19 protein-coding genes and 1 pseudogene are annotated in these 18,395 nt (G+C 71.1%); 11 read left to right on the top strand and 9 right to left on the bottom strand.

What is annotated here, in order from left to right:
- Positions 1-252: 252 nt before the first annotated feature.
- Complete coding sequence (locus tag ACODT5_RS26530; RefSeq protein ID WP_422521735.1) at positions 253-471, bottom strand: hypothetical protein; 219 nt, start codon at positions 469-471, stop codon at positions 253-255.
- A 16-nt stretch (positions 472-487) separates the two neighbouring features.
- Between ACODT5_RS26530 and ACODT5_RS26525 the strand changes: the two genes are divergently transcribed.
- The gene (locus ACODT5_RS26525; RefSeq protein ID WP_422521734.1) at positions 488-916 is read left to right on the top strand and encodes an HNH endonuclease; all 429 of its coding nucleotides are present in this window, start codon (positions 488-490) and stop codon (positions 914-916) included.
- A gap of 10 nt (positions 917-926) precedes the next feature.
- Here the strand turns inward: ACODT5_RS26525 and ACODT5_RS26520 are convergent, their stop codons facing one another.
- Both ACODT5_RS26520 and ACODT5_RS26515 read right to left on the bottom strand, forming a co-directional pair.
- Positions 927-1,073 (bottom strand): hypothetical protein, encoded by a 147-nt coding sequence (locus ACODT5_RS26520; RefSeq protein ID WP_422521733.1) that lies wholly within the window; start codon positions 1,071-1,073, stop codon positions 927-929.
- A gap of 260 nt (positions 1,074-1,333) precedes the next feature.
- Positions 1,334-1,525, bottom strand: a complete 192-nt coding sequence (locus tag ACODT5_RS26515; protein WP_422521732.1) for a hypothetical protein — start codon at positions 1,523-1,525, stop codon at positions 1,334-1,336.
- Between the two features lie 638 nt (positions 1,526-2,163).
- Here ACODT5_RS26515 and ACODT5_RS26510 point away from each other — a divergent pair.
- From ACODT5_RS26510 to ACODT5_RS26480, 7 genes are all read left to right on the top strand, one after another.
- Positions 2,164-3,099, top strand: a complete 936-nt coding sequence (locus tag ACODT5_RS26510) for a major capsid protein (protein ID WP_422521731.1) — start codon at positions 2,164-2,166, stop codon at positions 3,097-3,099.
- Positions 3,100-3,268: 169 nt separating this feature from the next.
- Positions 3,269-3,535: a hypothetical protein gene (locus ACODT5_RS26505; RefSeq protein WP_422521730.1), complete on the top strand. Its 267-nt coding sequence runs from the start codon at positions 3,269-3,271 to the stop codon at positions 3,533-3,535.
- The gene (locus tag ACODT5_RS26500; protein ID WP_422521729.1) at positions 3,516-4,034 is read left to right on the top strand and encodes a DUF6879 family protein; all 519 of its coding nucleotides are present in this window, start codon (positions 3,516-3,518) and stop codon (positions 4,032-4,034) included. The genes ACODT5_RS26505 and ACODT5_RS26500 overlap by 20 nt, the downstream gene beginning before the upstream one ends.
- A gap of 12 nt (positions 4,035-4,046) precedes the next feature.
- Complete coding sequence (locus ACODT5_RS26495) at positions 4,047-4,886, top strand: helix-turn-helix domain-containing protein (protein ID WP_422521728.1); 840 nt, start codon at positions 4,047-4,049, stop codon at positions 4,884-4,886.
- A 276-nt stretch (positions 4,887-5,162) separates the two neighbouring features.
- Positions 5,163-5,393 (top strand): DUF7848 domain-containing protein, encoded by a 231-nt coding sequence (locus ACODT5_RS26490; protein ID WP_422521727.1) that lies wholly within the window; start codon positions 5,163-5,165, stop codon positions 5,391-5,393.
- Positions 5,390-5,518 carry a hypothetical protein gene (locus ACODT5_RS26485; RefSeq protein WP_422521726.1) on the top strand — a complete coding sequence of 43 codons (129 nt, stop codon included), beginning with the start codon at positions 5,390-5,392 and terminating at the stop codon, positions 5,516-5,518. Before ACODT5_RS26490 ends, ACODT5_RS26485 begins: the two co-directional genes overlap by 4 nt.
- Before the next feature lie 412 nt (positions 5,519-5,930).
- Positions 5,931-6,422 carry a glycine-rich domain-containing protein gene (locus ACODT5_RS26480; protein WP_422521725.1) on the top strand — a complete coding sequence of 164 codons (492 nt, stop codon included), beginning with the start codon at positions 5,931-5,933 and terminating at the stop codon, positions 6,420-6,422.
- 381 nt (positions 6,423-6,803) lie between these two features.
- Here the strand turns inward: ACODT5_RS26480 and ACODT5_RS26475 are convergent.
- Positions 6,804-7,418, bottom strand: a pseudogene (locus tag ACODT5_RS26475) (aminotransferase class V-fold PLP-dependent enzyme); the annotation flags it as partial.
- Positions 7,419-7,558: 140 nt separating this feature from the next.
- Here ACODT5_RS26475 and ACODT5_RS26470 point away from each other — a divergent pair.
- Positions 7,559-8,674 (top strand): amidohydrolase family protein, encoded by a 1,116-nt coding sequence (locus ACODT5_RS26470; protein ID WP_422521724.1) that lies wholly within the window; start codon positions 7,559-7,561, stop codon positions 8,672-8,674.
- Positions 8,675-8,991: 317 nt separating this feature from the next.
- Entirely contained in the window at positions 8,992-9,915 is a 924-nt protein-coding gene (locus tag ACODT5_RS26465; RefSeq protein WP_422521723.1) for an SCO1860 family LAETG-anchored protein, read from the top strand.
- A 71-nt stretch (positions 9,916-9,986) separates the two neighbouring features.
- Here the strand turns inward: ACODT5_RS26465 and ACODT5_RS26460 are convergent, their stop codons facing one another.
- Both ACODT5_RS26460 and cobC read right to left on the bottom strand, forming a co-directional pair.
- Positions 9,987-11,231: a CapA family protein gene (locus ACODT5_RS26460; RefSeq protein WP_422521722.1), complete on the bottom strand. Its 1,245-nt coding sequence runs from the start codon at positions 11,229-11,231 to the stop codon at positions 9,987-9,989.
- A 252-nt stretch (positions 11,232-11,483) separates the two neighbouring features.
- The gene (gene cobC / locus ACODT5_RS26455; RefSeq protein ID WP_422521721.1) at positions 11,484-12,920 is read right to left on the bottom strand and encodes an Rv2231c family histidinol phosphate aminotransferase CobC; all 1,437 of its coding nucleotides are present in this window, start codon (positions 12,918-12,920) and stop codon (positions 11,484-11,486) included.
- 206 nt (positions 12,921-13,126) lie between these two features.
- On the opposite strand from cobC, the gene ACODT5_RS26450 reads away from it, so the two are divergent.
- Entirely contained in the window at positions 13,127-13,873 is a 747-nt protein-coding gene (locus ACODT5_RS26450) for a ZIP family metal transporter (protein ID WP_422521720.1), read from the top strand.
- A gap of 20 nt (positions 13,874-13,893) precedes the next feature.
- Here the strand turns inward: ACODT5_RS26450 and ACODT5_RS26445 are convergent, their stop codons facing one another.
- Genes ACODT5_RS26445 through ACODT5_RS26435 form a run of 3 tightly spaced genes read right to left on the bottom strand, consistent with a single transcriptional unit; the run spans position 13,894 to position 18,118 of the window.
- Entirely contained in the window at positions 13,894-15,399 is a 1,506-nt protein-coding gene (locus ACODT5_RS26445; protein ID WP_422521719.1) for a cobyrinic acid a,c-diamide synthase CobB, read from the bottom strand.
- The gene (cobO, locus tag ACODT5_RS26440) at positions 15,393-15,992 is read right to left on the bottom strand and encodes a cob(I)yrinic acid a,c-diamide adenosyltransferase (RefSeq protein WP_243338462.1); all 600 of its coding nucleotides are present in this window, start codon (positions 15,990-15,992) and stop codon (positions 15,393-15,395) included. The genes ACODT5_RS26445 and cobO overlap by 7 nt, the downstream gene beginning before the upstream one ends.
- The gene (locus ACODT5_RS26435) at positions 15,992-18,118 is read right to left on the bottom strand and encodes a putative cobaltochelatase (protein ID WP_422521718.1); all 2,127 of its coding nucleotides are present in this window, start codon (positions 18,116-18,118) and stop codon (positions 15,992-15,994) included. The genes cobO and ACODT5_RS26435 overlap by 1 nt, the downstream gene beginning before the upstream one ends.
- Positions 18,119-18,395: the final 277 nt, after the last annotated feature.

The raw sequence follows: 18,395 nt of genomic DNA, 5'->3' as shown, positions 1-18,395 counted from the left end.
CGCCGAAAGGGGTTGTAAGCGCGTGCAGTCCCCACCCCGTCCAGACCGGTTCGCCGGCGAGGACAACGAGCACCAGGACCACGACGAGCACACAGCTTGTCAACCAAAACTGACGCTACCTGGTAGCGCCCTTTCGGCCCGCTGACCCAACGGCGAGAGGTGCGCGGTACCGGCCCCGGCTCGGGGATATCGGCCGCAGAGTTCCCCGGTTCGAGTCCGGGGGCGGGCACGCGGACCGGTGACGGGGAGCTGTCAGCGCGCGAAGCAACCGATGACGCCATAGCAGACGTGATTGCCGGTCATGTCGAAGCTGACGTTCTTGGATTCGTCGTCGATGAGCTTGTGTGCGTCTTCTGTTGCGGAGGTGAGCTCGAAGGGGTTTACGGACTCATCAGCGTGCGCCGGGGTGACCAGTGCGACGGCAGCGCCCGCGAGGGCGAGAGCGGTGATTGTGCGCGTGAGGGTGTTCATGCCCGGTGAACGATGAATGCTGCCCGTCGTTACGCAGCCACCGGGGCAGTCGCGGGGTACCGCCATAGGTACCAGGGCCAACAACCGAGGAGGCTGCATGCGCTGTATCGACTGTCCGGAGCCTGCGAGCCATCGAGGCCGCTGTGAGCCCCACTACCGGGCTTACGAGGAGCGTCCTGCGGTACGGGCTCGGCGGAAGCGCCGGGAGATCCTCGCACGGGGCAACTCGGCTGCCGCTCGGCTCCGCCGGATCATCCGAAAGTCGGGGCGCTGGAAGTGCGTGCGCTGTGGTCGGCATGTCCTCGCGTCGAACATCGACGTGGATCACATACAGCCGCTCGCGTTGGGCGGGACGGACACGGACGGGAACGTACAGCCGCTCTGCCGTCCGTGTCACAAGCTCAAGGCGCGCGAGGACTTCGGGGCCGCTGGTCCGCCGTTCTAGTAGCCGAAAGCTAGCGGCCGTAATCAGTGTGGAGTACGTCAACGTGCATGGCATCGTTGGGATTTACTTGGCTCTGAATTTTTGGAGCCTTCAAGTCGGGCTCATCGGGAAGCATCTTCCCTTCCTCCGGGCGCTGTTCTTCCGGCTGATCGGCCATAGCAATCCTTCCCAATCTCTCGGGACTTCCAGTGTGGCACTCACGCTGTCTGCTGGCATCCCGTTCTGACACCGCCCCGGACCGGTCCTGACCAGACCCGTGCGGGTGCGGAAGGGGTGCGGTGTAGGTGCGCACGCTGACCCTAGTAGGCGCCCGGTTGGTCCCGGGGCTGAACACGGCGGAAGAACACGGTTCGAGTCCGTACACCCCGCGCAACGACGAAGCCCCCGGACGAATCCGAGGGCCGTGTGTCGCAAGCGTTAGTCCTTGGGCTCTCCAAACACCGGGAAGTCGCGGCCCGCTGTGTTGCCCACCGTGGGGGCGAAGTCGTCAATCTCCATGATCGGGCTACCGTCCCGGCGGTCGTTCAACGTGATGCTTTCCGGGCGTACCGCGCCGTCTTCTGCTGCCGGTTCGGCCGGGGTCTGGGTGCTGTTCTCCGCGTCAGCCATCACTGTCTCCTCACTGGGTCGGCAGTATGCCGAGCCGTGCAGAGCATTCCATGACGCAGTGCGATACCGCCACTACCCCTTGACAGATTGGAGGTGATCCCTCATGCCCCGCAAACCCCGCCCACCCTGCTCTGCCCCGGGCTGCCCCGAGCTCACGTCTGGTGGTCGCTGTGCCAGGCATGAGCGCGAGGCGAACGCGGACCGTGCGTCACGTGGTGGCGCTGTCTATGACACGCGATGGCCGCGCATCCGCAGGGCCTACCTGTACAAGCATCCGTGGTGCGTGCTGTGCGGCCGTCTGGCGAACGTGGCGGATCACTTCCCACTGAGCCGCAGGGAGTTGCTCGCACGGGGCGAGACGAACCCTGACGCTGCGGGTCATCTGCGTCCGCTGTGCGTCGCGTGCCACAACCGCGAGACAGCGAGGCATCAGCCGGGCGGATTTGCTGCCGAGGCTCGTTCACGTCGCGAATCGCGCGAGCTCCCGCCGTTCTGACCAGGGGGAGGGGGTCAACCCCACTCCTTCCCGAGCGGCAGGGAGGTAAAAAACTCGCGTGGCTCATCCGAGCTCTTGTGTGGAGTGAGGCCGGATTCCCGGTTTCGCTCCTTTTTATTTGCTATCGATATTGGAGAATTTCATGACTCTCACCCTTGCTGAATCCGCCAAGCTCTCCCAGGACCACTTGCAGCGAGGCGTTATTGAGACATTCGTGCAGGAGTCGCCGATCCTGGACCGTCTGCCGCTGATCCAGATTGCGGGCAATGCCTACCGCTACAACGAGGAGTCCACCCTTCCGGGGGTCGCCTTCCGGGCGGTGAACGAGGCGTACCCGGAGAGCACCGGAACGCTCAATCAGAAGGTCGAGACGCTCGCGATCCTCGGTGGTGACGCCGACGTGGACAAGTTCATCGTGCAGACGCGAGGCAACCTGAACGACCAGCGCGCGATCCAGACCGCGATGAAGGTAAAGGCCGCATCCCTCCACTTCGCTGACCAGTTCTTCAACGGCGATGCGGAAGTGAACCCGAAGGGCTTCGACGGGCTGCGCAAGCGGCTGTTCGGCAGTCAGGTTTCCGATGCCAAGGGCGTAGGTCCGGTGGCCAACGGATTCGAGTTCTTCGACGCTCTGGACGCACTGACCGCGCGCGTCCGTGGCATCAACGGTTCCAATGGTGCTCTCTACATGAACGCCGAGATCCGGGCCAAGATTGTGTCGGGCTTCCGTCGGCTCGGTGGTGCCGAGTTGCTGACGGCAGAGATCGCCGGAAAGCGTGGCGTGACGTGGAACGGGATTCCGATGCTCGACGCGGGCCAGCGGCTGGATGGTACAGACGTGCTGCCCCTGACCACCGGCACGGGCGGGAAGCAGACCGGCGACATCTACGCCGTCCGATTCGGCTCTACGGAGGCGGACGCGGGTGTCACGGGTCTGACCAACGGTGGGGTACAGGCCACTGATCTCGGCGAGTCTCACGACAAGCCCGTCTACCGCACTCGCATCGACTTCTACTGTGGCCTCGCGCTGTTCGGCGGGAAGGCCGCAGCTCGACTGACCAACGTGATGAACGGCTGATCAACACACAGAGCCCCCGTGCTCGTCTCCCTCGCCGGGTGACGGGTGCGGGGGTTTCGTGCGTCTGACTTCAGCGCAGTCACGGTGTCTGTAGGCCCTCTTGCGCTGACCTGTCGGAGGGGTGAGGCTCGTGCACGTCGATGCAATCCATTCGGTAGAGGAGTGCTCAATGGCCCTAAAGTTCCTGGGGATTTGGCCGAACACCCCGGACGACGGATCGCCCACGATCTGGCTGGACGACACGACCGGCGACCTGATCATCCAGTCGTGGAAAGCCGACGAGCAGACGATTCGGGAGGCGCAGGAGGTCGGCTCGGTGCCGGGCCATTCCACGGACGTACCGGACCACGAGACCGTGATCCGGCTGCCTGCGAACATGCTCCAGTTCATCCCCCGCCCGGACAGTGAGGACAACGGTGGCAACAGCGGTACGTGAAGCACTCGCCAAGGCGCAGCGGTCGGCCATGCACCTTGAGATGCGGGACAGCTACATGCGGGATGACCCGGAGTTCATCCGCTGGCAGGAGGGACACCGGTACGACCCTGCCGAGCGCGATTCGTGGTGGCGGTCGTGGCTGGACGTGGTGGCCGAGACGATCGGCCGAGGCGTGGTCATGCGCCGTTTGCGCGTCGTCTCCGAGCCCCTGAGCGACTATGTGCGGTACGAGTACGACGGCACGTTCTCGAACGTTGCAGCGGGCGAGGATGTGCGTTGGCTGCCCCGATCCCGTGCGCGTGATCTATTGCTCCCCGCACTGGACGGATGGGTCATGGACGAGGAGACCGTGATCCTGCACCACTTCAGCGGTGAGGGTCAGTGGACTGGTCCGCGCATGGAGGTCCACCACGACCCGGCGTTGGCCACCCAGTACGCGACGGCGTACGAGGCGGCGTGGGAGCGGGCTATCCCGCATGCGGAGTACCGGCCGGTCTGACGAATACGCACCATGGCTCTTTCTGCATACTCCAGCGCCCAGCAAGCCCGGCAGGCTCTAGCGGATCGTCTCGCCGAGCTGTGCCGGGATGCCGGCCTGTCCGGGCGCGATATCGCCGAGCGCTGCGAGTGGCACCCGTCCAAGTCCTCCCGGATCATGAATGCCCGGACGCCCCCGTCCGCTGATGACATCCGGGCGTGGTGCCAAGCGTGCGGGGCCGAGGATCAGACCGAAGACCTGATTGCCTCGCTGCGGACGGCCGAGGGCATGTGGGTTGGCTGGCGGCGCATGGAGCGGGCCGGGCTCAAGCAGGCTCAGGAGGCCCGCCTGCCGCTGTACCAGCGGACCCGCCGTTTCCGTTCGTACTCCTCGTGGCTCGTGCCCGGCATGATCCAGACACAGCCCTACACGACCGCAGCACTGCAAGCGATCCAGCGACGGCGCGGCCTGGTGGCCGACGCAGTGGCTGCCCGAATGGAGCGACAGCGGGTCCTGTACGAGGGTGACCGCCGGTTCGCGTTCCTCGTGGAAGAGTCGGTGTTGCGGTGTGGGATCGGGGGCGCGGAGGTCATGACCGGGCAGCTTGGCCACCTGATCTCGATTGCCTCGCTTCCCAATGTGAGCTTGGGAGTTGTGCCCATGCGGCCGGATCGGGAGCGGTGGCCGGCTGAGGGGTTCTGGATCTACGACACCGCACAGGTCAACGTAGAACTGATCTCTGGCTACCTCACCCTGACACAGCCCAGCGAAGTAGCCATGTACGCCGATACGTTCACCGAACTGGCAGAGCTGGCTGTCTACGGTGCAAAAGCCCGTGTGCTGATCACTTCGGCCATGAGCGCCCTCGGCTAATTGGCGTGCAACCCTGTGCAATCTCCTGTGAGTCGAGTGTGCCGTCTCCCTAGCGTTGTCATCGTCCGGCAGACAACGCGGAGGGTGCGTCATGGCGACGGCAGCACAGCAAGAGACTGCACGAACTGACCCGCTCGAACCGGTGCCCGTACCCGGATGCGGGGGCTACCTTGCGCTGAACACGGCCCGAGAGATCGCCCGAGAAGCCGATGCCCCGTGCTCCGTGGCGGTGCAAACCGCAGAGCTTCGCAATCACCCGCACCGCCGGGACACGGCATGAGCGTGATCTCGGTGATGCGGTACATCACGTACGTCATGCGGCGTCATCCGTCCGCTGAGACGACCGCAACGGCGCGGTGCCTGAACCCTGACTGCAACTGGGCTGCCGAGCCGACCGGGAACGCGGACGTGTGCACGGACATGTGCATTCAGCACACGGGCCGCACGGGGCACATGACGTTCGTGCGGGAGTTCTCGGAAGTCGCTGTGGTGGAGCGTGCCCAGTGACCGACGACAACGAGCACCAGGAGCACGGGCAGCCCACCCGGGAAAGCGTCGCGCTGGTCACCCTCGGAACGATCTTATGGGTGGTCACTGTGGCGGTCATCGTGGCTCGGGGGTGGGGCGCGTGATCAGCGAAGCTCAGCGGGATTGGGAGATTAGGCAGTGCAGGCGGGAGATCGCTGCCGAAGAAGCGGCATGGAAGCCGCCCCCGCCCTTCCCTCCGGGCTCTGGTGGCATCGCAAGCCGTTCATGCATGACCGTGCGCATCGTCCGGTACACGGTCGCCATCACGGACCGTGGGCTCACCCGCAAGGTGACGGCGACGGCGTGCGATCGGCGCGCGATCATGTCCGGCACTCAGGGCCCAGTCATTCACCGGTCGGCAGTAGACATCGCCCGGTTCCGGGCCTTCGGCTACTACGAGGGTTTCGGAATCGAGTTCCCGCCGTGTGAGTGCCCACGGTGCGGGCCGACCCTCCCCTGATCTCCCACTCCTCACGGGTGGGCAACACAGCACCTTCCAGAAACGACGGAGGACACATGTCACAGATCACCGCTTCCGAGGCTGCCTTACCTGCTGCCAGCCTCCTTTCGGCCACGGCCTTCGCCACCGCCGTTCGTACCGTCGAGAAGGCCAACCCCGAGCTTTCGGACGGTATGGCCGACAGGATCGTGAGCGAGGCCGTGAAGTTCGTCGCGGCCGCAGCGCTGAACCAGACGCCAGGCCTGGAGTTGCGCCCGTCCCGGGTCGTCGATGAGGGATGGCACGCCCTCATCACGGACACGAAGGCGTACGCCGAGCTGTGCCGGCTGCTGGGGCGGTTCGTGCACCACGTCCCGGAAACCCCCGCGACGAAGAAGCACGACACGGCCACCGTCGCGCGGACCCTCAACGCCATCCGCGCAGCGGGACACGTACCCGACGCGTACTTGTGGAGCGTGGAAGCTCAGTCGGCGGTCGTCGTGTCGGCGGACTGTATGCACAGCGAGTGCACAGACGGAGGGTCCAACTGTGCGGCCCCGCCGAGCTAGCAACGACTCTGGACGGACAGCGTCGGGGACGCACCCTGACCCGCTACCGTTGACTACGTTCTGCCACAAGGGAGTTGCGGTGAGCGAAGAAGCGCGTAGGGGTGAGTGGGTAGACCCCCGGTACCAAGAGGTGGTCGCACTGCTGGGCACCTGCCGAACCGAGGAGAGTCCTAGCCGACGCCTACGCCGAGTCTGCCCGCACGGCGAGGGTGTGACGATCATCGTTGACCCGGTAACCGGTGAGGCCCGCAACGTCGCCTGTGCGGCTTGCTGTCGCTGAACAGCAAAAAGCCCCGTTCGCCTGCCACTTCGTTCGGCAGGTGGGCGGGGTCTTACGTCGTGTCTCGTGGTGCAGCTAGGGTGTGTTTAGAGCGGGTACCTGTCCAGCAGGGAGAGGTAGGAGCGGCGGGGCGCCGAGGGGTTCTCCGCGAAGCGGGCCCAGGCGCGGTCGGACACCGACACCGCGGAGACGCCCGCCGGTCCGCCCATCGCCTTCTGCGCGCCGATCACGCACAGGTCCACGCCCCACGCGTCCGGCAGCAGCGGCTCGGCGCCCACCGAGGCCACCGCGTCCAGCATGAACAGCGCCCCGTGGGCCCGTACGACCTCGCCGATCTCCGCCACCGGGTTGGTGTTCCCGGTGGCCGCCTCCGCGTGGACCAGGGAGACGAAGTCGATCTCCGGGTGCTCCGACAGGGCCCGGTCCACCTGGTCGGCGGACACGGCCGTGTCGAAGGGGACCTCCAGGTCCACGACGCTCGCCCCGCAGTCGCGCAGCCAGTTGCCGAAGGTGGTCCCGTAGGGGCCGGTCACCACGTTCAGCGCGGTCGAACCGGGCCGCGCGCCCGACCGGATGCACCCCTCCAGCGGCAGCAGGGCCTCGCCCTGGGTGATCACGACGTCGGCCCGGGTCCCGAGCAGCTCCGCGACCCCCCGCTCGATCGACGCGAAGCGCGCGGCGGTCAGGGGCGGAAGGTCCAGGAGGGGGTGGGTCACGGCGCCGCTCTCTTCGTTCTCTCGGTCTGGGGTCGTTCTCTCGGTCCGGGACCGCTCTTCTCTCCCGGCCCTGGGTCGTTCGTCCGGATAAGTCCGGACCGACCTGGAGAGCCTACCGAGCCCGCGCATAGAGTGCCGCCATGAGCGACGAGGTCAACGGTGACAGCGCGAGTTCGGGGCTGCTGCACGTCAAGGGGCGGGTACTGGTCGGACCTGACGAGGTCCGTGACGAGCTCTGGGTGGTGGGCGGCCGGATCTCCTACGAGCGCCCGCGCGGCGCCCGGGAGGTCACCGAGGTCACCGGGTGGGTGCTGCCCGGACTGGTCGACGCGCACTGCCACGTGGGGCTCGACGCCCACGGGCCGGTGGACGCGGACACCGCCGAGCGGCAGGCCCTGACCGACCGGGACGCCGGCACCCTCCTCATCCGCGATGCCGGATCCCCGTCCGACACCCGGTGGATCGACGGCCGCGAGGACCTGCCGAAGGTCATCCGGGCGGGCCGGCACATCGCCCGCACCCGCCGCTACATCCGCAACTTCGCCCACGAGATCGAGCCCGCCGACCTCGTCGAGTACGTCGGCCGCGAGGCGCGGCGCGGCGACGGCTGGGTCAAGCTGGTCGGGGACTGGATCGACCGCGAGGCCGGGGACCTGACCGCCTGCTGGCCGCGCGCCGAGGTCGAGGCCGCCATCGCCGAGGCCCACCGCCTCGGGGCGCGCGTCACCGCGCACTGCTTCGCCGAGGACTCGCTGCGGGACCTGGTCGAGGCGGGCATCGACTGCATCGAGCACGCCACGGGGCTGACCGAGGACACCATCCCGCTGTTCGCGGAGCGTGGTGTGGCCATCGTCCCGACCCTCGTGAACATCGCGACCTTCCCGAAGATGGCCGCGGGCGGCGAGGCGAAGTTCCCGCGGTGGTCGGCGCACATGCGCCGGCTGCACGAGCGGCGCTACGACACCGTCCGCGCCGCCTACGACGCGGGCATCGGGGTCTACGTCGGCACCGACGCGGGGGGTTCCCTGCCGCACGGCCTGGTCGCGGCCGAGGTCGGCGAGCTCGTCAAGGCCGGGATCCCGCCGCTCCAGGCCCTCTCGGCGACGGCCTGGGGAGCGCGCGAGTGGCTCGGCAGGCCCGGCCTGACGGAGGGGGCGCCGGCCGACCTGGTGGTCTACGAGGCCGATCCCCGGGCCGACGTACGGGCACTGGCGGCGCCGCAGCGGGTGGTGGTGAACGGCACGGTGGTGGCCTGAGGGCCTGGGTCCTGGGCCCTGAGGTCCGTAGGGGTACGGGAGTTGACGGGGCGTGACGTCGGCGGTCGGCCGGTCGTTGTGTACGCCCGGTGCGGGCCCGGGAGGAAGGGATTCCCGGGATGAGAGGGAACTCCCGTTCCGGGTGAGGCGCATGTATTCGAACCTATGCCTGGAAACCACCCTTTGGGGTGAACTCACGCCGGGTTCACTCCCGTTCACTCTCAGTGCGTAAAGATTCCGGGGTCGAGGCCGTCGGCGCGCGCAATGTCCCCCATTGGCGGCGCGACGGCTCCCATCTCCCTGGGGGTTCCACCACCTTGAACAGCAACACCTTCCGCATGCCCGTGGCCGCGCTCGTCGCCACGGGAGCGGTTGCCCTGCTCACCGCCCCGCCCGCCTTCGCCACCGGCTCCGCCGGCTCCACCGGATCCCACCCGGGGAAGGGCAAGGCGAGCGCCGTCGTCCTGCGCACCACGCTGGACGTGGGCCTGCTCAACAAGACCGTGCACGTCCCGCTGAAGGCGACCCTCAACGAGGTCAGCGCCCCGGCGGACGCCGAGAAGACGGCGCTGACCGTCACCCTCGACGGGGTCGACGGCGGGAGGCCGGTGCGCATCCTGCGCGCCGACGTCGCCACCTCCAAGGCCACCGTCGAATCCGGCCGCGCCGAGGCGGAGGCCAACCTCGCCAAGGCCCGGGTCCACGTGCCGGGCCTGCCCCTGCTGTCCTTGATCCAGGTCGAGAAGGTCAGCTCCAAGGCCGTCTGCGAGGCGGGCAAGAAGCCGGTCGCCACCTCCAGCGTCCTGGGCACCGTGACCGTCCTGGGCAAGAAGGTCACCCTCTCGGCGGGCGGCCCCACCAAGGTCGAGGTCCCCAAGGTCGGCCTGGTGAGCCTGGAGCTCTCCGCCGCCGAGACCACCTCCACCACGGCCGCCGCGGCCGCGCTGCGGCTCAAGGTGTCGGTGAACCCGCTCGATCTGAACGTCGCCCAGGTCGAGGGGGAGGTCGTGCTCGCCGAGGCCCGCTGCGAGTCCCCGGCCGCCCCGGCCCCCAGCGCCAGTGCTTCGACGCTGCCCGACATCAAGCCCCAGACGGGCACCGCGGGCGGCTCCGGGACGCAGCCCGACCTCGCCGAGACGGGAGGCGGCTCGCTCACCCCGTTCGTGACGGGCGGTGCGCTGCTCCTGCTCGGCTTCGGCGCCGCCGCGCTGGTCGTGACCCGGCGGGGCAGGGCCTCGTAGGCCCGGGGCGTGTCCTTCCGGGCCGGCCGGGTGCCGGGCGGCGGGCCCGGCCGGCCGGCCGGCACCGGTCCCTACTCCGTCGCGCGCGTCAGCCCCTGAGCCCCGGCGCCGCGTGACATGACGGCCTTCGTCACCTCGCGGTCGGCGGCGGCGTACGTGCCGTCGGCGGAGGAGGCGGCTGCCGCGCAGGAGGTGCAGACGACGCGGAACGGCGGCCGCATGTCCGAGAACTGGGTGAGGTACTCGGCCTTCACCACCTCCCAGCGGCCCGGACGGTCGGCCGCCGGGGCGAAGGTGAAGCGGGGGATCGAGGCCATGTTGCCGCGGGCCTTGGCGGCCTCGTAGAAGCTGGCCACCTGGTCGCCCATGCCGTACACGACCCAGGTGCCGTTGACCTTCTCGTACGGCTGCGGCACGTGGTTGTGGGTGCCGAGGATCAGGTCGATGTCGGGGAGGCCGTCCGTCCCGCGCGAGGCGGTCAGTGCCTGGGCCAGGTCCAGTTGCTGCCGGTCCGGGGCGGTCTGCCACTCGGAGCCCCAGTGGACGCTGAGGACGACGACGTTCGCGCCGGCCGCGCGCGCGGCGCGGGCGTCGGCGATGATCCGCGCCGGGTCGATCAGGTTCACGGCCCAGGGCTTGCCGTCGGGGAGCGGGATGCCGTTCGTCCCGTACGTGTAGTCCAGTTGCGCGACCTTGGCCCCGCCGGCTTCGAGCAGGGCCGGGGTCTTGGCCTCCTCGGCGCCGCGGGCCGAGCCGACGTGGCGGATGCCGACGCGGTCGAGGTGGTCGAGGACGCGGACGAGGCCGTCGTACCCGTCGTCCAGGGTGTGGTTCGAGGCGGTCGAGCAGCTGTCGTAGCCGGTGTCCTTGAGGGCGTCGGCCAGTTGGTGCGGGGCCTTGAAGAGGGGGAAGCCGGTGTAGGGGCCGCCGGGCCGGCCGTACGGTATCTCGTGGTGGCATATCGCCAGGTCCGCGGCGGAGACGATGGGCTTGACCCCGGCGAGTATCTTCCGGAAGTCGTAGCCGCCCTTCTCCGCGGAGTCGGCGGCGGCCCGCTGGATGATCGACGGGTACGGGATGATGTCGCCGGTGCCGACGAGGGTGAACGGCTTCCCGCCGGGCACGGCCGAGGGCGCGGCTCCGGCCGGGGCCGAGGCGTCGCGGCCCGGGCTCGCCGACGCCCCCGGCTTCGCCGCCAGCCGCTGTTCGCCCGACGCGCCGCCGTCCCGGCCGGCCAGCTGCGTCACGCCGTAGGCGGCGCCCCCGACCACGGCCAGTCCGGCCACGGCCGCGCCTATCTTGCCGGCTGTCTTCATCCCCGTACCCCCGGTGTCGCATGGTTGTTGCCTGCGGAAATGATCGCGCACCGGTGCGAGCCCCGCCCCGTGCGACCCACGGAAACGCGCCATTGGGGTGAGGTCCGCGCGGGCGGGCCCCACCAGGGTGGCTTGCCGTCAGAACGAGGCGCGAGGCACGAGGCACGCGGGTGGCAGGGGGTGCCACGCGCCTCGGGTCGGCCCGCGGCCGACGGGTGGCGGGCCCGGGTCAGCGAGCGGCCGGCGCGCGGGTCAGCGCGCGGTCAGGCGTGCCGCGAGGGCCATGTCGAGGGCCTGGAGGAGGCGCCCCGTCGTCGCGCGGTCGCGGACCGCCAGCCGCAGCCAGGAGCGGTCCAGCCCCGGGAAGGTGTCGCCGCGGCGCACGGCGAAGCCCAGCGCGCGCAGCCGGGTGCGGATCTCCGCGGCGCCCTCGACCCGGATCAGCACGAACGGCCCCGCCGCCGTCCCGGCCACCGAGATCTCCTCGAACTCCGCGAGCCCCGCGAGCAGGTGCTCCCGGTCCACCGCGATCTGCCGGGCCGCGGCCTCCGCCTCGGCCAGTGCCGCGGGGGAGACGCACGCCTCGGCCGCCACCAGCGCGGGCGTGGACACCGGCCACAGCGGCTGCGCCGCCGCCAGCTTCGCGATCACCCCGGGCTCGGCCAGTACGTAGCCGATGCGCAGCCCGGCCAGGCCCCAGGTCTTGGTCAGGCTCCGCAGCACCACCAGGCCCGGTACGTCCGTCCGCCCGGCCAGCGCCTCGCGTTCGCCGGGGACCGCGTCCATGAAGGCCTCGTCGACCACCAGGATCCGGCCGGGCCGGGCCAGCGCGGCCAGGGTCGCCGCGGGGTGCAGCACCGAGGTCGGGTTGGTCGGATTGCCGACCACCACGAGGTCGGCCTCCTCCGGTACCGCCGCCGGGTCCAGCCGGAAGCCGTCCGCGGCCCGCAGCACCACCCGCTCCACCCGGTGGCCCGCGTCGCGCAGGGCCGCCTCCGGCTCGGTGAACTGCGGATGCACCACCACCGGCCGTACGGCGCCCAGCGCCCGCGCGATCAGTACGAACGCCTCCGCGGCGCCCGCGGTCAGGAGCACCCGCTCGACCGGCAGCCCGTGGCGAAGGGCCACGGCCGCGCGGGCGGCGCGGCCGTCGGGGTAGGCGGACAGGACGTCGAGCGAAGCCGCGATGCGGTCCTTCAGCCACTGCGGCGGGGTGTGGGACCGTACGTTCACCGCGAGGTCGACCAGCCCCGCGCCCCCGTCCGAGACCTCCGCGTCCCCGTGGTGGCGCAGGTCGTGCGTGTGGGCCGTGGCGACGGCGCAGGTCGCCGCCACCGACCGCCTCTTGGGCACGAGGAGTTCCCCGCCCCCGGCGAGCGCGGCGGCCTCCGCCACCGACGCGGTGCCGGCGGCGTCGCGGGCGGCGTCCGAGGGATGCGGCACCGGGATCGCGGCCAGCCGCTCGGCGGGGTAGCTCAGCAGCGGCACGCCGAAACGTTCCGCCGCACCCGCGATCCCCGCCTCCAGCTCCTTCCCCTCCACGGTGGCCAGGGCCGTCACGGACTCCGACGCCAGCCCGGCGCCGCGCAGGGTCTCCTCCACCAGCGCGCACACCTCCGCCACGGACACGCCCGCGCGGCCACCGACCCCGACGACCAGTTGCGTCGCGTACTCGCCCAACAGGTTCACCCGTTCTCCGTCGTCGTGTTCATGGTGCTGTTCGCGCCCGTGTTCGTTCCCGTGTTCGTGCATGGTGCCCTATGCGCGTTCGGGGACTCCGTGCTCGCGGGCTCCGCGGGCGGGGACTTCGGGTGCGGCCGGCCCGTCAACCCTCCGTGCTCCGCCACCCGGGCGCGGAAGTGCGCGGGCGGCGCGGAGTCGGTATGCAGGGGCACATGGCCGTGATCGTGGCGTTGGGTGCGTTCCTGATGACCCTGGCAGGCGGATGGGCGGCGCAGCGCGTCACCGACCGCCGCCACCTCGTGCTGGGACTGGCCGGCGGGCTGATGCTCGGCGTCGTGGGCCTCGACCTGCTCCCGGAGGCCATGCACGCGGCCGGAGACGAACTGTTCGGAGTCCCGCTCGCCCTGCTGCTCTTCGTCGGCGGGTTCCTCGCCGCGCACTGCGTGGAACGGGTCCTGGCCGTCCGGCAGGCCTCCCACGGGGGCGCGAACGGCGACGGGCTCGGGGAGTCCGGGCAGAGGGTCCCCAAGGTCGGCCTGGCGGCGGCCGCCGCCATGGTCGGCCACAGCCTCGCCGACGGGGTGGCCCTCGGCGCCGCGTTCCAGGTCGGCGGGGGGATGGGCGTGGCCGTGGCGCTGGCCGTCATCACCCACGACTTCGCCGACGGGTTCAACACGTACACCCTCACCCGGCTGTACGGGAACGCCCGCCGCAAGGCCCTGCTGATGCTCTTCGCGGACGCGGCGGCCCCCGTCGTGGGCGCCGCGTCCACTTTGCTGTTCACCCTTCCGGAGGAACCGCTCGGGGCCTACCTCGGATTCTTCGGCGGCGTCCTGCTGTACCTGGCCGCCGCCGAGATCCTGCCCGAGGCCCACCACAAGCACCCCGCGCTGTCCACCCTGATGTGCACCGTGGGCGGGGTGGCGGGGATCTGGCTGGTCGTGGGCCTGGCCGAGTGACGGCCCCGGGCGTCTCCGGTTCACCGATGCGCTGCCGCTGCCGCTGCCGCTGCCTCGGCGAAGCGCAGGGCCACGGAGGGCTCCGCCGCCCAGTGCGTGTGCAGGTAGCTGGCGTGCACACCGTCCACCACGAAGCCCTCGACCCGGCGTTCCGGATGCGTGAAGCCCCACGCCGGCGTGGTCCCGGCGCCCGGCTCGATCACCGTCCGGTGGAACTCGTGCCCGCGCAGCCGGGTCCCGGCCGCTGCGAGCACGCTGTCGGAGACGGCGACCGCCTCGCGGTAGCCGAGCGTGAGCCGCTCCGACATCCGCGCGTCGGCGTCGAGCACCCCGCACATGGGCTTCCCGTCCAGCGAACGGGCCAGGTACAGCAGCCCCGCGCACTCCGCGGCCAACGGGCCGCCCGCCGCGGCGAACGCGGCGACGGCCTTGCGGAGCGGCTCGTTGGCGGACAGCTCCGGGGCGTACACCTCGGGGAACCCGCCGCCGATCACCAGGCCCGTGGTTCCCTCGGGCAGCGCCTCGTCGCGCAGCGGGTCGAAGGTGACCACCTCCGCGCCTGCCGCGCGCAGCAGCTCCGCGTGCTCGGCGTACGAGAACGTGAAGGCGGCCCCTCCGGCAACCGCGACGACAGGTCCCCCACCCCGCCCCTTCCCGAAACCGGGCTCTGCCCGGACCCGGTCCTCAAACGCCGGACGGGCTGAAAGATCCAGCCTCGCCGGCGTTTGAGGCGCGGGATCTGGGGCGGAGCCCCAGTTTCGGGAAGGGGCGGGGTGGGGGAGCAAAGCCTGTTCCGGAGCCCAGGCTTCGCAAGCCAGCGCCGGAGCCGTCCGGGCCAAGGCCATCAGCGCGTCCAGGTCGCAGCCCTGGCGGACCTGGTCGGCCAGCGCGGCGACGGAGGACACCGCATCCGCCCGCCGCTCGGCGACCGGCACCAGCCCCAGGTGCCGCGAGGGCGCGGCCACCTGCGGAGCCCGCCGCAGGACGCCGAGCACCGGCATCCCCGCTTCCTCCAGGGCCTCCCGCAGCATCACCTCGTGCCGGTCGGAGCCGACCTTGTTCAGGATCACGCCGCCGAGGCGCACCTGCGGGTCGAAGGAGGCGAAGCCGTGCACCAGCGCCGCCACCGACCGCGACTGCGAGGACGCGTCGACGACCAGCACCACCGGCGCCCGGAGCAGCTTCGCGACCTGCGCGGTCGACGCCAGTTCGCCCCGCCCCGCGGCCCCGTCGTAGAGCCCCATCACGCCTTCGATGACGGCCAGATCGCATCCGGCGGCCCCGTGCGCGAACAGCGGGGCCACCAGGTCGGGCCCGCACATGAAGGCGTCCAGGTTGCGCCCCGGCCGGCCCGTGGCCAGCGCGTGGTAGCCCGGGTCGATGTAGTCGGGCCCGGCCTTGTGCGGGGACACGGCGAGGCCGCGCTCCGAGAAGGCCGCCATCAGGCCCGTCGCGACGGTGGTCTTGCCGCTGCCGGAGGAGGGCGCGGCGATCACCAGTCTCGGTACGTTGAACGAGGTCACCACTCGATGCCCTTCTGGCCCTTCTGGCCGGCGTCCATCGGGTGCTTGACCTTGGTCATCTCCGTGACGAGGTCCGCGAACTCCACCAGCTTCTCGGGTGCGTTGCGCCCGGTGATCACCACGTGCTGGGTGCCGGGGCGGTTGCGCAGCACCTCGACGACCTCATCGACGTCGATCCAGCCCCAGTGCATCGGGTACGCGAACTCGTCCAGCACGTACAGCTTGTGCGTCTCGGCGGCCAGATCCCGCTTGACCTGCTCCCAGCCCTCCTTGGCGGCCTGCTCGTTGTCGAGCTGCGCGTCGCGCTGGACCCAGGACCAGCCCTCGCCCATCTTGTGCCAGACGACGGAGCCGCCCTCGCCGGAGGCGCCGAGCACCTTCAGCGCGTTCTCCTCGCCGACCTTCCACTTCGCCGACTTGACGAACTGGAACACCCCGATCGGCCAGCCCTGGTTCCAGGCGCGCAGCGCCAGACCGAAGGCGGCCGTCGACTTGCCCTTGCCCGGCCCGGTGTGGACGAAGACGAGCGGGCGGTTGCGGCGCTGACGCGTCGTGAGTCCGTCGTCCGGAACGACGGACGGCTGTCCCTGCGGCATTACGCGGCCCTCCTGAGGGTCGGGGATGGGGTACGTACGCTTTTAGTGATTCCGGCCTTCACGAGCCCGGCCAGCGAATCGGCCCGCAGCCCGTCGAGGGTGACGACCGGGCCGCCCAGATCGGCGGCCAGTACGCCGGCCAGCCCGAGCCGGACCGGCCCCGACTCGCAGTCCACGACCACGGAGGCGACCCCGCCGGCCGCCAGCAGCCGGGCGCTGCGCACGGAAAGCTCGCGCGGCGTGCCATGGTGCGGGCCGCCGACGGCGCCGGCCGAGGTGGCCCGCCCGTCGGTGACGACCACGAGCAGCGGACGCCGGCTCGGGTCCCGCAGCCGCTCGATCCGCAGGACTTCGTGGGCCTTGAGCAGCCCGGCGGCGAGCGGGGTGCGACCGCCGGTCGGCAGGTTCTCCAGCCGGGCCGCGGCGGCGTCGACGGAGGAGGTGGGCGGCAGCGCCAGCTCGGCCGAGGAACCCCGGAAGGTGATCAGGCCGACCTTGTCCCGGCGCTGGTAGGCGTCGAGCAGCAGGGACAGCACGGCGCCCTTGACCGCGCTCATGCGCTGCCGGGCGGCCATGGAGCCGGAGGCGTCGACGAGGAACAGGACCAGGTTGCCCTCGCGGCCCTCGCGGGTCGCCTGGCGCAGATCGTCCTTGCGGACGACCAGCCCGCGGCCGGTGCGCCCGCGCGCCTTCTGGTGCGGGGCGGCGGCGTGGACGGTCGCCGCCAGGTGCAGCTTGGTCAGCTGGCCGCGGGGGCGCTGGGCGCCGGTGGTGCGGCCGTGCGCGGTGCGGGCGCGCGAACGCCGCCCGGAGGCACCCTCGCCGAGACCCGGGACGCTGAGCATCTTGATGCGGAACGGCTCGGCGGCCCGTACGGGTGCCTGCTCGGCCGGACCGTCCGACGCCCCGCCCTCCTGGGCGGAGGGCTGCGTCTCGGGCCGCTGTTCGGGCCCGTCCGGGGTCTGCGCCTCCGGCTCGGCCTCGGGTGCGTCAGGTCCGGAGCCCTGCGGGGGTACGCCGCCCCCGCCGTCGGGGCCGCCGTCGTCCGGGCCGCCGTCCTGCGGTCCCTCGCCCGGGCCCTCGGGCTCCAGGTCGGGCTCGGGCTCCGGCTCCTCGTCCGGGAACCCGTCCAGGATCCGGTCCAGCATCTCCTCGTCGAGACCGGGCGCGTCGAAGGGGTTGCGGCGGCGGCGGTGGGGGAGCGCCAGCAGGGCGGCCTGCCGCACGTCCTCCTTCCGCACCTCGGTCCGCCCGGCCCAGGCGGCGAGCGCGGTCGCGGTACGGGCCATCACGATGTCGGCGCGCATGCCGTCGACCTCGAAACCGGCGCAGGTCGCGGCGATCTGCAGCAGCGAGGTGTCGCCGAGGCGCACCTGCGGGAGCAGGGCCCGCGCGGCCACCACCCGGGCGCGCACCTCTTCCTCGTCCCCGGACCAGCGGCCCGCGAACCCCGCGGGGTCGTCCTCGTAGGCGAGCCGGCGACGGACCACCTCGACCCGCTGGAGGGGCTCCCGGGAGGCGGCGACCTCGACGGTCAGCCCGAACCGGTCGAGCAGCTGCGGGCGGAGCTCGCCCTCCTCGGGGTTCATCGTGCCGACGAGGAGGAAGCGGGCGGCGTGCCGTACGGAGACGCCCTCGCGCTCGACGTACGAGGCGCCCATCGCGGCGGCGTCGAGGAGCAGGTCGATGAGGTGGTCGTGGAGCAGGTTGACCTCGTCGACGTACAGGATCCCGCGGTGCGCGTCGGCCAGCAGGCCGGGCTCGAAGGCCTTCACGCCTTCGGAGAGGGCGCGTTCGATGTCGAGGGCGCCGACGAGCCGGTCCTCGGAGGCGCCGACGGGCAGCTCCACCATGCGGGCGGGCCGCGCGGCGGCCGGTCCCGGCTCGTGGGGGCCGTCGGGGCAGGCGGGGTCCGGGGCGGTGGGCGCGCAGCTGAACCGGCAGCCGGGGACCACGTTCACCTGCGGCAGCAGGGTGGACAGGGCGCGGACGGCGGTGGACTTGGCGGTCCCCTTCTCACCGCGCACGAGAACACCGCCGACCGCGGGACTCACGGCGTTGAGCAGCAGCGCGAGGCGCAGGTCGGTCTGGCCGACCAGTGCGGTGAACGGGTAGGGCGTGCTCATGCGGTGGCCCCTTCTTGTATGCGGGTACGGATGCGTGTGCGCGGGCGCGCGTGGACGGCGGGGCCGGGCTGCGGGTGCGCCGCTGCGCGGGGCGGAGTTCCCCTACCCACCCTTCGCCCGTTCCCCGGGGCTCCGCCCCGGGCCCCGCTCCTCAAACGCCGGAGGGGCTGGATTTTCGCTGATGCGGCCCGCACATCCAGGCTGGCGCCGGCCAAAATCAGCCTCGCCGGCGTTTGAGGCGCGGGGTCTGGGGCGGAGCCCCAGGGAACGGTGGAAG

Origin of the sequence: Streptomyces tatrensis, from assembly GCF_049310065.1 — a bacterium.
GTDB lineage: Bacteria > Actinomycetota > Actinomycetes > Streptomycetales > Streptomycetaceae > Streptomyces.
Note: the sequence above shows the minus strand (reverse complement) of the source record. Positions and strands in the feature narration are given on the sequence as shown.